The organism is Polaromonas sp. (assembly GCF_030682935.1).
In the GTDB taxonomy this organism is placed as follows: domain Bacteria; phylum Pseudomonadota; class Gammaproteobacteria; order Burkholderiales; family Burkholderiaceae_C; genus Polaromonas.
On sequence record NZ_JAUXNA010000299.1, the window covers coordinates 1 to 15,155 of the forward strand.

Annotated in this window: 13 protein-coding genes and 1 other RNA gene; 7 read left to right on the forward strand and 7 right to left on the reverse strand. The window is 64.3% G+C overall.

Annotated elements, in window-relative coordinates:
* Positions 1-228: 228 nt before the first annotated feature.
* The 3 genes from Q8K05_RS13720 to cysK all read right to left on the reverse strand — a co-directional run bounded on the left by Q8K05_RS13720 (position 229) and on the right by cysK (position 3,871).
* Positions 229-1,023 (reverse strand): ProQ/FINO family protein, encoded by a 795-nt coding sequence (locus Q8K05_RS13720; RefSeq protein ID WP_305247182.1) that lies wholly within the window; start codon positions 1,021-1,023, stop codon positions 229-231.
* 156 nt (positions 1,024-1,179) lie between these two features.
* Positions 1,180-2,841 carry an NAD(P)/FAD-dependent oxidoreductase gene (locus Q8K05_RS13725; protein WP_305247183.1) on the reverse strand — a complete coding sequence of 554 codons (1,662 nt, stop codon included), beginning with the start codon at positions 2,839-2,841 and terminating at the stop codon, positions 1,180-1,182.
* Positions 2,842-2,953: 112 nt separating this feature from the next.
* A complete protein-coding gene (gene cysK, locus Q8K05_RS13730; RefSeq protein ID WP_305247185.1) occupies positions 2,954-3,871 on the reverse strand; it encodes a cysteine synthase A in 918 nt (305 codons plus the stop codon).
* Positions 3,872-3,929: 58 nt separating this feature from the next.
* On the opposite strand from cysK, the gene rnpB reads away from it, so the two are divergent.
* Positions 3,930-4,267: RNase P RNA component class A (gene rnpB, locus Q8K05_RS13735), an RNA gene on the forward strand.
* 23 nt (positions 4,268-4,290) lie between these two features.
* Here rnpB and Q8K05_RS13740 read toward each other — a convergent pair.
* Positions 4,291-4,830: an Rrf2 family transcriptional regulator gene (locus Q8K05_RS13740; RefSeq protein ID WP_305247186.1), complete on the reverse strand. Its 540-nt coding sequence runs from the start codon at positions 4,828-4,830 to the stop codon at positions 4,291-4,293.
* A gap of 162 nt (positions 4,831-4,992) precedes the next feature.
* On the opposite strand from Q8K05_RS13740, the gene nhaR reads away from it, so the two are divergent.
* A complete protein-coding gene (gene nhaR / locus Q8K05_RS13745; protein ID WP_305247188.1) occupies positions 4,993-5,889 on the forward strand; it encodes a transcriptional activator NhaR in 897 nt (298 codons plus the stop codon).
* A gap of 53 nt (positions 5,890-5,942) precedes the next feature.
* Here the strand turns inward: nhaR and Q8K05_RS13750 are convergent, their stop codons facing one another.
* Together Q8K05_RS13750 and Q8K05_RS13755 are read right to left on the reverse strand one after the other, a co-directional pair.
* Positions 5,943-6,758: a basic amino acid ABC transporter substrate-binding protein gene (locus Q8K05_RS13750; RefSeq protein WP_305247189.1), complete on the reverse strand. Its 816-nt coding sequence runs from the start codon at positions 6,756-6,758 to the stop codon at positions 5,943-5,945.
* Positions 6,715-8,355, reverse strand: a complete 1,641-nt coding sequence (locus Q8K05_RS13755; RefSeq protein ID WP_305247191.1) for an MBL fold metallo-hydrolase — start codon at positions 8,353-8,355, stop codon at positions 6,715-6,717. Before Q8K05_RS13755 ends, Q8K05_RS13750 begins: the two co-directional genes overlap by 44 nt.
* A gap of 91 nt (positions 8,356-8,446) precedes the next feature.
* Here Q8K05_RS13755 and dapF point away from each other — a divergent pair, with 91 nt between their 5' ends.
* The 3 genes from dapF (at position 8,447) to Q8K05_RS13770 (ending at position 11,125) form a co-directional block, all read left to right on the forward strand.
* A complete protein-coding gene (gene dapF, locus Q8K05_RS13760; RefSeq protein WP_305247192.1) occupies positions 8,447-9,325 on the forward strand; it encodes a diaminopimelate epimerase in 879 nt (292 codons plus the stop codon).
* A gap of 94 nt (positions 9,326-9,419) precedes the next feature.
* Complete coding sequence (locus tag Q8K05_RS13765; protein ID WP_305247194.1) at positions 9,420-10,124, forward strand: DUF484 family protein; 705 nt, start codon at positions 9,420-9,422, stop codon at positions 10,122-10,124.
* Between the two features lie 8 nt (positions 10,125-10,132).
* Complete coding sequence (locus tag Q8K05_RS13770; protein WP_305247195.1) at positions 10,133-11,125, forward strand: tyrosine recombinase XerC; 993 nt, start codon at positions 10,133-10,135, stop codon at positions 11,123-11,125.
* Between the two features lie 234 nt (positions 11,126-11,359).
* Here the strand turns inward: Q8K05_RS13770 and Q8K05_RS13775 are convergent, their stop codons facing one another.
* The gene (locus tag Q8K05_RS13775) at positions 11,360-13,129 is read right to left on the reverse strand and encodes a 7TM diverse intracellular signaling domain-containing protein (protein ID WP_305247197.1); all 1,770 of its coding nucleotides are present in this window, start codon (positions 13,127-13,129) and stop codon (positions 11,360-11,362) included.
* Between the two features lie 64 nt (positions 13,130-13,193).
* Between Q8K05_RS13775 and Q8K05_RS13780 the strand changes: the two genes are divergently transcribed.
* A complete protein-coding gene (locus Q8K05_RS13780; RefSeq protein WP_305247199.1) occupies positions 13,194-14,519 on the forward strand; it encodes a class I SAM-dependent rRNA methyltransferase in 1,326 nt (441 codons plus the stop codon).
* 222 nt (positions 14,520-14,741) lie between these two features.
* The coding region (locus Q8K05_RS13785; protein WP_305247200.1) for a GTP-binding protein at positions 14,742-15,155 on the forward strand (414 nt) is incomplete at its 3' end.

The window sequence follows — 15,155 nt, forward strand, 5'->3', positions numbered from 1 at the left end:
GCGCCGCCGGATGGAGGCCTTGCCCGTGGCCTGCAAGGCCTGCTCGATCCAGGGCAGCTCAATGAGGCTGCTCAACCCATCCAGACACGCCGGCGTCTTGTCCAGCGTTTGCGATAGCTCTGCTTGAAATTCCATAAAAAAAGGGACGTGATGAACACGTCCCTTTTTTACCCTACCTCGGCTGCAAATGCCTTAACTGACTGGCATTAGGCTTTTAGCCGGCCTTTTTCATGGCGCGGCGTGGGTGTCTGCGGGCGCCACTTCAGCTGGCAACGCCTGGGGGGTTGCGGCCACTGAAGCCTGGGCCGCCTGGGCCGTTTGGGCAAGGCGCGCCCGTTCCAGCGTTTCGGTCACTTCAGCCGGGTCCATGCCGTACATGTCGGCAAACTCGGCGACGGTTTTGCCGCTGGCCTCAAACGTCTTGCGCAGCGCCTCGCGTTTGGCAGCCTGCTCGCCCAGTTCGGAAAAAGCCTCGCCAAGCAGGGCTGTGGACACCTCGTCCTGTTGCCGCACGCACAGCAGGAAGTCTTCCCGGCTCAGGCCTGACACTTCAATCGCCTCGATCAGCTGCGCACGGGCGTAGGGGCGCAAGTCCTGGTCAGAGCGCATCTGGCGACGCCGGAACACTTCCATGATCGCGTGATGAACATGCTCCGGCGCGACGGGCTCCACCGGCTCGCCGCTCAGGTCGTGACGCGGATGACCGGCCGCCACGCTTTCCAGGTAGCGCATGGAGCGGGCGTGCAGCCCGAGCGCCACTTTCAGCTCTTCGCGCTTGAACAGTTCGGGGTGCAGCGCCAGCAGGTCCTGGAACACGCCGAGTTTGAGCGGCAGGAACTGCGCGCCAAACATTTTGGGGTACAGGTCAAAAAGCTGCTGCAGGACCGGGTGCACGGCGCGCGGTGCGCGGGCCTGGTTTTGCGGCTTCGCCGGGGTCCGGCCGCGGCCGCCTCGCCGGGCCTGGCGTTGGGGGGGCGTCGTAGGTTCGGCAGGTGCAGCAGGTGTGGGTGTGTTGTCGGTCATCAATCAGTTCTGTCAGGTTGAGGTTCGGGCGGCGCCTTGGCGTCGCTTTAAAAATGGTGAGCCAGGCTTTTGTGGCATTCTGGTAGCGTTTGCGGTGTTAAACCGTGAGGGCGAAGTATCCCCTATCCGTTGCCTGGCGTCGTATCAGGTGTCATCTCAGGCAACGGTCAGCCTCAGGCTTTCGGCGTCGGCCAGCACGCTGCGCGCCACCGCCTCGGCCACCTTGATGCCATCGACCCCGGCCGACAAAATGCCGCCGGCGTAGCTCGCGCCTTCGCCAGCCGGGTACAGGCCGCGTACATTCAGGCTTTGCATGTCCTCGCCGCGGCTCATCTTGATGGGCGACGAGGTACGGGTTTCAACGCCCGTCAGCACGGCATCATGGGTGTCAAAGCCCTTGATTTTTTTGCCAAAGGCCGGAAAGGCTTCGCGCATCGCTTCAATCGCGTAAGCGGGCAGGGCCGATGACAAGTCGCCGATGGCCACCCCTGGTTTGTACGACGGATTGACACTGCCCAGTCCGGTGGACGGCCGTCCCGCCACGAAGTCGCCGACCAGCTGGCCGGGCGCCTCGTAATTGCTGCCGCCCAGCACATAGGCGTGGGATTCAAGCTGGCGCTGCAACTCGATGCCCGCCAGCGGGCTGCCGGGGTAGTCGCGCGGATCAATGCCCACGACGATGCCGGCATTGGCGTTGCGTTCGTTGCGCGAGTACTGGCTCATGCCATTGGTCACCACGCGGCCGACTTCGGATGTGGCGGCCACCACCGTGCCGCCCGGACACATGCAAAAGCTGTACACCGACCGGCCATTGCTGGCGTGGTGCACCAGTTTGTACTCGGCCGCGCCCAGCGACGGATGCCCGGCATGGCGGCCCCAGCGCGCGCGGTCGATCAGGCTTTGCGGGTGCTCAACGCGAAAGCCGATGGAAAAAGACTTGGCCTCGATGTAAACGCCGCGCGCATGCAGCATGGCGAAGGTGTCGCGCGCGCTGTGGCCCAGCGCCAGCACCACGTGGTCGGCGCGCAATTCGTGCGTCTGGCCGGTCGCCTGGTCCAGCACCGTCAGGCCACGGATGTGCTTGCCGCCGGGGGTGTCCTCAATCAGCACGTCGGTCACGCGCTGCTGAAACCGAATCTCGCCCCCCAGCGCCATGATCTGCTCACGCATGTTCTCCACGACCTTGACCAGCTTGAAGGTGCCGATGTGGGGGTGCGCCTCGTACAGGATGTCGGCAGGCGCGCCGGCCTTGACGAACTCATTCATCACCTTGCGGCCCAGGTGGCGCGGGTCCTTGATCTGGCTGTAGAGCTTGCCGTCTGAAAACGTGCCGGCGCCGCCTTCGCCAAACTGCACGTTGGACTCCGGATTCAGCACGCCCTTGCGCCACAGGCCCCAGGTGTCCTGGGTCCGCTGGCGCACGCTGGTGCCGCGCTCCAGCACGATGGGCTTGAAGCCCATTTGCGCCAGCACCAGGGCCGCAAAGATGCCGCACGGGCCAAAGCCGACCACCACCGGGCGCAGCGGCAGGCTGGCCGGTGCAACGCCGACCGGGTGGTAAGCCATGTCGGGCGTGGGCAGGATGTGCGGGTTGCCCGCGTGCCGGGCCAGCAGCGAAGCTTCCAGCGCTGCGCTGGCCAGTTCCACATCGACGATGTAGACCTGCATGATCACGGCCTTGCGGGCGTCAAAGCTGCGCTTGAACACCGTGAAGCGCACCAGATCGGTGGGCGGGATCTGCAGTGTTTGCAGCAGGGCGGCCTTCAACGCGTTTTCAGCGTGCTCAAGCGGTAGTTTGATTTCAGTCAGTCGCAGCATGATGTGTCCGTTTCGTGGCTTGTGGTTATCAAGCAGAAGGCAGCGATGATAAAACGAAACTGACAGCCCGCAGCTGCGCCGGAAAGGCGGCGGCGGGCAGGCTCGGGGCTGCTCAGGTGGGGAAAAAGCCTTCGACCGACAGGTAGCGCTCGCCGCTGTCGTAGTTAAAGCCCAGCACGCGTGCGCCATCGGGCAGTTCCGGCAGCTTTTGCGCAATCGCCGCCAGCGTTGCACCTGACGAAATGCCCACCAGCATGCCTTCTTCGCGGGCCGAGCGCCGCGCCATCTCGCGGGCCGGTTCGGCATCGACCTGGATCACGCCGTCGAGCAGGCTGGTGTCCAGGTTTTTGGGAATGAAGCCTGCGCCTATGCCCTGAATCGGGTGCGGGGCGGGCTGGCCGCCCGAGATGACGGGCGACGCCACGGGCTCAACCGCAAACACCTTCAGTTGCGGCCAGGCGGCCTTGAGTACTTTGGCGCAGCCCGTCAGGTGGCCGCCGGTGCCGACGCCGGTGATCAGCGCGTCGAGTCCGTCGGGGAAGTCGGCCAGGATTTCCTGCGCCGTGGTGCGCGCATGCGCGTCGATGTTGGCCGGGTTTTCAAACTGTTGCGGCATCCATGCGCCGGGCGTTGCCGCCACCAGTTCCTGGGCGCGGGCAATGGCGCCCTTCATGCCTTTTTCGCGCGGCGTCAAGTCAAAACTGGCGCCGTAGGCCAGCATCAGGCGGCGGCGCTCCACCGACATGCTGTCGGGCATGACCAGCACCAGCTGGTAGCCCTTGACGGCCGCCACCATGGCCAGGCCGATGCCGGTGTTGCCCGAGGTCGGCTCAATGATGGTGCCGCCGGGCTGCAAGTCACCGCTTTTTTCTGCCGCTTCGACCATGGACAGCGCAATGCGGTCCTTGATCGAGCCGCCGGGGTTGCTGCGCTCGGACTTGATCCAGACCTGGGCCTGGGGGCCAAACAGGCGCTTGATGCGGACATGGGGGGTGTTGCCAATGGTCTGCAGAATGTTGTCGGCTTTCATGGGTTCTCCTTGTCGGTAGGCAAAAGCACATTGTGGCGCACTGCCATAATAGAGGGGTGAAGCTCGCCAGACCGCCGCTGGTGCAATTTCCGAAAGGAAGCACTGGAGGAACGTCCGGACTGCACAGGACAGCGTAGGAGGTAACACCTCTCCACCGTGAGGTGAGGATCAGAGCAACAGAGACGAGCCGATTCAGTTCGGGTGAAACGGGCAATCTCTACGCGCAGCAATACCAAGTAGGCCAGCGTTGATGTGGTTCCGCAGAGCTGGCGGGTAGGTAGCATTGAGCCGGGTGGGCGACCCCCGGCCCAGATTAATGGCGGTCACACCGGGCCAACTTGCTTTCGGGCAAGGAAGCCCGGCGCACAAAATCCGGCTTATCGGCGGGCTTCACACTTTTATTTAGGCCTGGCCTGCGCTCAGCGGCCAGCCAACAGCGAGCGGCCCAGTGCAAACACCGAATTCGGCGCCGTGGTGAGCACGGGTTTGGGCTTGGGCGCGAGGTACACCCCGCGTCTGGAAGCGCGTGGCTCAATTTTGACGCCCTTGGCGCGTTGCTCACTCGCCAGGTTGCGCAAACTGATGGACTGCATGTGTGCGAGCATCTTGGCGTTCAAAGTCGCCCACAGATCCTTGGTCATCCATTCGCCAGCGCCAGCTTGTTGCGCCAGGGTTTCCTCGCCCCTGCCGGGCTTGTTCAGAGGGGTTTCCACGGCGCCAATGATGTCGGCCACGGAAATCGCCTCACCGGCCCGGCCCAGCGAGTAGCCGCCACCGGGGCCGCGCGTGCTTTCCACCAGCCCGCTCCGGCGCAATTTGCTGAACAGCTGCTCAAGATAGGACAACGAAATCTGGTGGCGCCCCCCGATGTCGGCCAGCGAGACGGGTCCGGCATTTTCGCGAAGGGCAATATCTATCATGGCGGTGACCGCAAAACGGCTTTTGGTGCTCAAACGCATGTCTGTTCTCCTTGGTGCGTCACAAATGTCGTAAAAGCATCACTATAGGGATGTAGTTACTTCGTGTAAAGTCGTATTTAAAACCATTTCATTTCGAAAAAAACGAACAATAAGTTAAGCTGATGGATGTTTTTTTTGAGAGATTTTGATGGGAGCCAGATCGTGAACTTCAAGCACCTGCACTATTTTTGGGTCACCGCCAAGGCTGGCGGCATTGTGCGCGCCGGCGAGCAGCTGCACACCACGCCCCAGACCCTGTCCGGACAGATCAAATTGCTGGAGGCGTGGCTGGGTCGCCAGCTATTTCGCAAAAGCGGGCGCCGGCTGGAGTTGACCGACGAGGGGCGGCTGGCCCTGGGCTATGCCGATCAGATCTTTGCCCTCGGGGCCGAAATGGAGAGTGCCCTGCGGCAGGCGAGCGGGGGCCAGAAAATCCTGGACTTTCGCGTGGGGGTGGCCGATTCGGTGGCCAAGTCCGTGGTCTACCGGCTGCTGGAGCCCGCCTTGTCGGTGCGCGAGCCGGTGCGGCTGATCTGCAGCGAGGGCAAGTTCCCTGATTTGCTGGCCCAGCTGGCGCTGCATCGGCTGGATCTGGTGATGGCCGATGAACCCATGTCGGGCCGCGTCAGCATCAAGGCCTTCAACCACCCCCTGGGCAGCACGTCCATGAGTTTTTTCTGCACGCCTGCGCTCAAGACCTTGCTCCAGGGTGATTTTCCCCAGTGCCTCAACGAAGCGCCCATGCTGATCCAGGGAACGTCTTCATCGGTGCGCAAGCAGCTCGATAGCTGGTTCACCAAGTACCAGATTCACCCCCGCATCATTGGTGAGTTTGACGATGGCGCGCTGATGAAAGCCTTCGGGCGCGAGGGGCGGGGGGTGTTCATGTCGGCCAGCGTGCTGGAGGCCGAGACGGTCACGCAATACGGGGTGGAAGTGATTGGCCGCACCAAAGAGATGGTGGAGGATTTCTTTGCCGTCTCGGTCGAGCGGCGCATCACGCACCCGTGCGTGGCGGCCATTACCCAGGCCGCACGCGGGCAGTTTTTCACAGCCTGAATGGCCCCCCTCCGTGCAGGAGGTCGGCGCAGGTTCAGCAGCGACTGCCGGGTTTACTTCGAGGCCGCGGCGGCGGGTGCTGCAGGCGCAGCGCCAAAGTATTTCGCGTAAATCTGGTCATAGGTGCCGTCGGTCTTCATGGCTGCCAGGCCCTTGTTGATCTTTTCGAGCAACTCGGCATTGCCTTTCTTGACCGCGATGCCGTATTGTTCGGCCGCAAAACTCGTGTCGCTGATGGTCCTGAACTGCGCATTGGCGTTGTTGTTGACATAGTGAACCACGACACCGTTGTCGGCCACCACGGCATCGACGCCGCCGCCTTCAAGCTCCTTCAAGGCCAGGGGCGTTGACTCAAAACGCTTGATGTTGGCGCTGTCCTTGCCTTGCAGCCTGGTGATGACTTCGTCACCCGTGGTGCCGTTTTGCACGCCGACCTTGAGGCGCTTAAGATCATCGAATTTTGCGATCTTCGAGTCCTTTTTCACGGCGATCAGCTGCTGCGCATCAAAATAGGGCGCCGAGAAATCCATGGTCTGTTTGCGCTCGTCCGTGATCGTGATGGCTGACACCAGCAGGTCCCGGTCGCCCTGGCCCAAGGAGTTGAAGATGCCTTCCCATGGGGTGTTCAGGAATTTCACTTCCATACCGGCTTTTTGTGCCACCGCTTGCACCACCTCGATGTCAAAGCCGACGATCTCGCCTTTTCCGTTCTGCGATTCAAACGGGGCATAGGCGGCGTCCGTGCCGACCACGTAGATATTGGCGGCTGGCGCGGGCGCTGCAGGTGCGCTTGCGGCGGGCGCTGCGGGCTCCTGCTTGCTGCCTTTATCCCTGTGCCATGGCCTGCAAGGCCTGAAGCCGATCCACATGGGCCTGCAGCGAGCGCATGGCCACGGGCCAGAGCCGCGGGTCGGTATCGTCATAGACCAGCGCCAGCCAGTCGTTGATCGTGCCTTCGGGCCGGGCCTGCATGGCCGCTGCCACCTTGGCTTCGCGCTTGAGCCGGTGCGCCTTGAGCTGCGCAATCGACTGTTTGGCAGCGCCCAGCACATGGCCGTGGGCCGGCAAAATGAAGTCGATCTGATGCGCGTCGCAGGCCGCGCTCAAGGTGTCCAGCGAGGCGAGGTAGGCCGTCATCTCGCCATCGGGCGGACTGATCACGGTGGTGCTGCCGTTCAAAATGTGGTCGCCCGAAAACAGCAGGCCGTCTTCAAGCAGCAGCAGGCACAGATGGTTGGCCGCATGGCCGGGCGTGAAAATAACCATCAAAGTGTGCTGCAGCCCATTGCCTGTCAATACAAGATGCTCCTGATTTAATAGCTCCCGGTCGGGGGTGAACTGCGCATCGGGACGCGCGGTAGCGCGTGAGGCCAGCCCCAGAATCGGCGGGCGGCCGGCACACAGGGCCTGCAAAGGCGCGGCGGCGGGGGAGTGGTCGGGGTGGGAATGGGTGCAGACGATGGCCTGGATGCGCCCGCCCGTGGCCTGGTACAGGCGCTGGACATGGCCCGCATCATCGGGACCCGGGTCAATCACGATGTAGCCGCTGTCCGCATCGCCCACGAGGTAGCTGTTGGTGCCTGGCCCGGTCATCATGCCGGGGTTGGGGGCGGTCAGGCGCCTGACGTTTTTCAGCAGCGCAACCGGTTCTGCCGTTTGCCAGTCGAGGCTGTGCACGATCTGGCCGTCCGGGCAGGTCAGCGCGAGTTCGCCGTAGGGCGAATCGTGTTCCATGTAGCGCGATTCCTGGCCAGCCAGCAGACCGGCGCGCGGGCAGGAGATCCACAGCGGCGCCTCCGTTGCGCAGGCCAGCAGCACCGCGTCCACATGGGCGTAATGCTGCAGCCGCTCCAGCGTGCGCAGGGTCGGAAAAATCATGAAAAAGCCGCCGCGCTGGTGTCGCGCCAGCGCCTCGGCCGGGCGCACCCAGACCGGATCGAACTGCTCGGCTTCGTCGGCTACCGGACTTTGGCCTTCGGGCATGCGGGCCACCAGAAAAGGCACGTCAAAGCGGCGCGGCAGGTCGCGGTCGGTGACCCAGTGGGCCAGCACAAACACCTGGTCGCCCGCCAGCGTGAGGCCGCGTGCCCGGCACTGCGCGGCAAACGGGGCCTTGCGGTCCAGCGCCGCGATGTCTTCGCTGGTCACGTAGCCGCCGTGGTCATGGTGCGCCAGCAGCACGCCGAGCTCTTCAAAGCTTTCACGGATGGCCGCAATCGCCTGCGTCAGGTGCAGGTCGCTCTGGCTGGCGCGCCGCATGGAATGCCCGTGGGCCGCCGCATCTGCGGCGTCTATGCCGCCGCCGGGGAAGACATAGGCGCCGGGCGCAAAGCTGGCGGTCATGGAGCGCCTGGTCATCAGCACTTCAAGGCCTTGCGGCGTGTCGCGCAGCAGCAGCACGGTGGCGGCCGGGCGGGTGGGGGCCGGTTCGCGTTGGGGGTAAAGAAGTTGGGAAAGTCTGGGCATGAAGAATTATGGCGTTGAGCGCCGGTCTTTGCCGCTGGCTGGGTGTTGCCTCATCAGCCACCCGTCGCCCGCAACGCAGATAATCTCCTTCATGCGAATCCGATTTACAAAAATGCACGGTGCGGGCAACGATTTTGTGGTGCTCGACGAAACCCGGGGATCTCTGGGCCTGACGGCAGCGCAGTACCGTTTCCTGGCAGACCGCCACTTTGGCGTGGGTGCCGACCAGATTTTGACGGTACGGCCCTCACCGGCGGACGGCATCGACTTTGAATATGTGATCCACAACGCCGACGGCGGCGAAGTGGAGCAGTGCGGCAATGGCGCGCGTTGTTTTGTGCGTTTTGTGCGTGAGCAGGGGCTCACGGACAAAGACACGGTGCGTGTCAAAACCATGAACGGCGTGATCGCGCTGCGCATGCAGGCCGACGGCCAGGTGACGGTCGACATGGGCGCGCCGGTGTTTGCGCTGGACCGCATTCCCTTTGATGCATCCGGTTTGACGCCGCAAGCCGCAGGTTCATGGCAAAAATGGCCGCTGGCGCTTGGTGGACGGGCGCAGGACGCGCCTGTTTTTGCGGCAGTTTTGTCGATGGGAAATCCCCACGCCGTGCAGCTGGTGGACGATGTCGATACTGCCCCGGTGCTGGAAATCGGCCCGCTGATCGAACACCATGCGTGTTTTCCGAAACGCGTGAATGCCGGCTTCATGCAGGTGGTATCAACCCGCCAGATACGTCTTCGGGTCTACGAGCGCGGCGCTGGCGAAACGCTGGCTTGCGGTACGGGCGCCTGTGCGGCGGTGGTGGCGGGCATACGCTGGGGCTTGCTTGATGCGCGGGTCGAGGTGCTGACGCGCGGCGGTTCGCTGACGATTGAATGGTCGGGCCAACTTGATGCCCCGGTCATGATGACGGGCCCGGCCACCACGGTGTTTACCTCGGAGATAGACGTTCCAGACTTGCCCTGACCGGTGTCGGGGCTGGTGGTGGCCCCTGGCCGGGTGCCGCGCAGTGCCGGCCGGGGTCTTTGCGCCACCCAAAAAAACTGGCGACAATGCCAGCATGAATTCAACCGAACCTCCCATCACAGAAGACGACATCGCCAACTTTCTGGCGAATACGCCAGACTTTTTTGAGCGTCATGCCGAGCTGTTGTCCTCGGTGCAGCTCTCCAGCGGCCACGGCAACCGCGCGGTCAGTCTGCAGGAGCGTCAGGCGGGCATGTTGCGCGAGAAGATCAAGGGGCTGGAGACCCGGGTGGTCGAGATGATCCGCCACGGGCAGGACAATGTGGGCATTGCCGACAAGCTGCAGCGCTGGACCTGCAAGCTGCTGCAGACGGCGCAGGCCCGCGATCTGCCTGCAGCGGCGGCTGAAGGCATCGTCACCGAATTCAAGATACCGCAGGCGGCCATCAAGGTCTGGGGCGTCAATGGCATTTTTTCAGGCGAGCCTTTTGCATCGGGCATCAGCAGCGACGTGCAGACCTTCGCCGCTTCGTTGAGCACGCCTTACTGCGGTGTCAACTCCGGGTTTGAAGCGGTCGATTGGCTGGCGGAACCTGCGCTGGCGCTGTCGGTGGCCCTGATTCCCTTGCGCGCGGCCGCTGGCGCGCCGGTGGTGGGTCTGCTGGTGCTGGCCTCGCCCGAGCCCGAGCGTTTTCACAGCGACATGGGCACCGATTTCCTGGAGCGTCTGGGCGAACTGGCGGGCGCGGCGCTGTCGCGTTTGCGGCCCCAGACCCCCGTCCAGGGCGTTGCCGCGTAAGCGCCTGCATGACGCAGCCACTGCCCGCATCCGAGCCGTCCGGGCCTGAGCCGGCGCCGCACCCGCTGGTGGTGCGCTACCTGGCGCATGTACGGGTTGAAAAACGTCTGGCGCCGCGCACCGTGGCGCTTTACACGCTGGACCTGGAAAAACTGCAGGCGCAGGCCCAGCGTGCCGGTGTGGTACTGACCGACGTGGGACATGCGCAAATCCGGCGCTGGGTGGCGCAGATGCACGGCGCCGGGCGCAGCGGCCGCGGGATTGCGCTGATTTTGTCGGGCTGGCGCGGTTTTTACACCTGGCTGGGCCGCGAGGGCCTGGTGGCCAGCAACCCGGTGCAGGACCTGCGCGCGCCCAAGGCCGCCAAACCCTTGCCCAAGGCGCTCAGCGTCGATGAAGCGGTGCAACTGGCGGTCTTCCAGGGCGCAGCTGGCGACGACCCGGCGCTGCTGGCGCGTGACCAGTGCATCACCGAACTGCTTTACGGCTGCGGCCTGCGCATTGGCGAGCTGACCGGCCTGGACGTCGCCGCCAGCAGCCAGGCCAGCGGCTGGATCGACCTGCAGGCCGGCGAAGCGCATGTGCTGGGCAAGGGCTCGAAACGGCGTAGCGTGCCGGTCGGCAGCAAGGCGCTGGAGGCGCTGCAGGCCTGGCTGGCGGTGCGCGGCGGGTGGGCGAAGGACGACGCGGCGCTGTTCATCAGCCAGCGCGGCACGCGCCTGACGCCCCAGCACATTCGGGTGCGCCTCAAGCAGCGTTCATTGCAGGCGGGGCTGGCCACGCCGGTGCACCCGCACATGCTGCGGCACTCCTTCGCCAGCCACGTGCTGCAGTCCAGCGGCGATTTGCGCGCCGTGCAGGAACTGCTGGGCCACGCCAACATCACCACCACGCAGGTTTACACGCGGCTGGATTTTCAGCATCTGGCCAAGGTGTACGACGCGTCGCATCCGCGAGCGACTGTGGCAGGCCTCAAACCTGCCGGCAAGACCAAACCCTGACCGTCGCGGACGACGGCGGGGCCTCTTTAGTCAAGCAGGGGCCGCGGGTCCGGCTCTGCCGGCCCGCAGGCGCATCCTTCGACAGGCTCAGGACGAACGGAGCCCCCTCGGGGCTGAAGCCTGCGGCTCCAAAGCTGCTTGAGCAGCTTTGGACAGGCGACAGAAGCGAAGCCTCTGGTGAGCGGCGGCCTGCAAGGTGCAGGGAACTACACGGAGTGAGTGACCGTGGGGGCCTTATTTGTAGTCCGGCATCATGAACACCGCCCGTTTGCTTTGCGGTGACACGCCGGCCAGGGTCTGAGCCAGTCGGGCCAGCGCTATCTCTGCCGTCGGGCCCTGGCGCGGCACCAGCGCGTAGGCCACACGCACCTGCGCCACGCAATCGACCGGCAGGCCCTGGTACGGCATCAAACAGCGCGCGACGATGCGCGGCCCCAGCGTGGCGGCTTCCTCGGCCGTGAACGGCCCTTCCACCAGCATGCTGAACCGGTGCTCGGACAGGCGCGCCGCGCTGTCGATGTCGCGCGCGGTGGACAGCAGGCGCTCGGCCACCCGCAGCGGCAGGTCCTGAGCGGCCTTGCGGCCGAAGTCGCGCTGGATCTGTTCGCTGTTGACCAGGTCGATCATCAGCACCGCGCCCTGGTGTCTGAGCCGCTCCGAGCGCGCGATCATGCGCGACAGGCGCTCGGCAAACACCGACTCGTTGATCAGGCCGGTGGACGGGTCCACCCGGTCCAGCCCCTGGATGCGGCGCGTGTTTTCACGGCGATGCTGGCTGCGCAGGACCAGCACGGCCAGCATGGCAGGCATCTGCAGCGCCATGCTGGCCAGTACCGCCTGTTCGGTCACAAAACTCAGCGGCAGCCACTGCAGGTAGCGGCCTATGGCCAGGGCCAGGCTGATGGCAAGAGGCGCGGCGGCCAACAGGAGCCAGCCGCCGAAGCGGTCGCCGCGGCGCCAGGCCCAGAGGTTGACGACCAGCATCAGGACCGGTACCAGCACCAGGTAGGGCACGACCAGCGCGATGCGCAACTCGCTGTCGGTCAGCAGCAGTGCGGCCGACAACGCTGCCCCGCCCAGCACCACCGCCCAGATCAGGCGATGCAGCGGGCGCGAGCGCTGCGCCAGCGACACGATGGTGGCATTGAGTATCAGCAGCGCCATCAGCATCCAGACGCCCAGCACCACCAGCGAGCGGTCCGCCCATTGTGGCCAGTCCGGCCAAAGGTGCAGCGCTGCCACACCGGTGATGGCTGCCTGGGTCAGGCCGACCAGCGCGGAGCAGACCGCGTAATAAAGATAGGCGCGGTCCCGCAGCAACACCATGCCGGCCAGGCCGACGACCAGGCCGAGCAGCGCCAGTCCGAAATACACGCCCAGAAACAGCGAAACCTGTTGCTCGCCGCGCAGCACATAAGCCGAGCTGACAAAACGGATGGGCGCGCTGAAACCCTGCACGTTTTCAAGGCGCAGCATGTAATGGGTCGGTTCCTCGGCATTGAAATTGACCACCAGCAGCGGGTGCCGGTGCGGCGTCGGCCACTGGTTGACTGGCGTCAGGTCGCCGCTGCGCTGTTCGCGCCAGACGTAGGCGCGATCCAGCGTGTACAGCGAGGCCCGGTCCATCGCCGGGTAGGGAATCTCCAGCAGCCAGCGCTCCGCGTCCGGTGCCGGCGGCACGGTGAAACGGATCCACAGCGCCTGCTGCGGCTGCAGCGGATAGATGTTGCGGGCCAGCGTGGGCTGCCAAGGCAGGGCGGCATCGGCAGCGATGTCCTGCACGGTTTTTTGCGCGGTCGGGTCTATCCAGTAATCGCCCCAGTCGGCCAGGGCCACCGGTTGTTGCGCGGGGTCGAACTCCAGCACGGTGCGCGCAAGCGCCACTTGGCCTGCCAGCGCCAGCAACAGGGCACACGCGCAGGCGCGCCAGCAGCGGTGCAGGGCGGCGGTCAGTACGGCGCTGGTGTCGGCTGGATGTGTTGTGGAAAGGCGGCGCAAACCCATCGCGGGATTGTCGCAAATCTGCAGATCGGAATGTAAGAGACCTGTAAGCCGCGACAATGGCGCCATGAAATCCATTCGATTGAGACCCGGCAAGGAGCGCTCTCTGCTGCGGCGCCACCCCTGGGTGTTTGACGGCGCGATCGCCAAAGGCGGCGGCGACGCCGGTGAAACCGTGCGGGTGGAGAGCCACGAGGGACAGTTTCTCGGCTGGGCCGCGTTCAGCCCGAGTTCGAAGATACGCGCGCGTGTCTGGAGCTTCGATGAAAACGAACGCATCGATGCTTCTTTTTTCATAGCGCGCATAGTCCGCGCGATAAGGGCGAGGGATCGCTTTGCCATACCAAGTGACGGTGTGCGCCTGGTCCACGGCGAGTCCGACGGCCTGCCGGGCGTGGTGGTGGACCGTTATGCCGACACCTTGGTGGCGCAGTTTTCAAGTTGCGGGGCCGAGCGCTGGAAAGGCGTGATCGTGGAGGCCCTGCTGGCGCAAACCGGCCTGACGCGCCTGTACGAACGCTCGGACGCGAGCGTGCGTTCGCTCGAAGGCTTGCCCGAAGCCACTGGCTGGTTGAACAAGGCCCCCACGCTTGCCACTTCGCGAGCCTACGGCGGTACGCTGCCCCTTGAACCCGGAATTGGGGCGCTGCGTCTGCGGCCCGGCGAAGCCGGCTCCGCGGCCCCGGCTGGAGAAGAGGGAGCCTCCACGCATCCCCAAGGAGGGTCTGCGGACACCGAAGTCATCATTCGCGAACACGACTGGAAGCTGAGCCTGGACGTCGCCGAGGGCCACAAGACCGGCTTTTACCTGGACCAGCGCGACAGCCGCCGCAAATTTGCCGAACATACGCGCCGCTTGCAGTTCCAGGACGTGCTCAACTGTTATTGCTACACCGGTGGCTTCACGGTGGCGGCGCTGGCCGGCGGCGCAGCGCACGTGACATCGATCGACTCCTCCGGACCGGCAATAGAACGCGCCAAAGCCAATGTGGCGCTCAACGGCTTTGACGCGGCCCGCACCACCATGCTGGATGCCGATGTGAATGCCTCCTTGCGGCAGTTCCACAAGGAAGGCCGGACCTTTGACGCCATCGTGCTGGACCCGCCCAAGTTCGCGCCGACGGTGGCGCATGCCGAACGTGCTGCGCGGGCCTACAAGGACATCAACCGCATCGCCCTGTCCATCCTGGCACCTGGCGGGGTGCTGTTCACCTATTCCTGCTCGGGCGGCATCAGCGCCGACCTGTTCCACAAGATCGTCGCCTCGGCCGGCATCGATGCCGGGGTGGACGCCTTTATCACCGAGCGCCTGGGCGGCGCGCCGGATCACCCGATGACGGTGAATTTTCCGGAAGGCGAGTACCTCAAGGGCCTGGTGCTGCTGCGGAAGTGATTTTCAAGCCAATAAGGCCTCCAGCCCATGCTGGATAAGCGCAAACAGCTATTAAAACAGGAGCAATCCCGGTCTTTAACGGCGTGCCGCTTGACACGTCCTGTAGAGTGAACAGGTGCTAATCATGTCCCGGCATCAGGGCTATGGCCTGACCGCTAAACTCCCTGCTCCGGCCGCGCGCCCGCCGCATCTTTTCACCCTGTTTTTCCTGAGGTTGACCCCATGAGCTTGATTCCTGTGACCATCCTGACCGGCTTTCTGGGCTCCGGCAAAACCACGCTGCTCAAGCGCATCCTGACCGAAGCCCACGGCCAGAAGATCGCCGTGATCGAAAACGAGTTCGGCGAGGAAAACATCGACAACGAGATCCTGGTCAACGACACCGAGGAAAACATCATCCAGATGAACAATGGCTGCATCTGCTGCTCGATCCGCGAGGACCTGCGTGAAACCCTGCAGTTGCTGGCCGCCAAGAAGCGCAAGGGCCTGCTGGATTTCGAGCGCGTGGTGATAGAAACCACCGGGCTGGCCGACCCGGGCCCGGTGGCGCAGACCTTTTTCATGGACGAGGAAATCGCCGAGCAATACCTGCTCGATTCCATCCTGACGCTGGTGGATGCCAAACACGCAGCCACC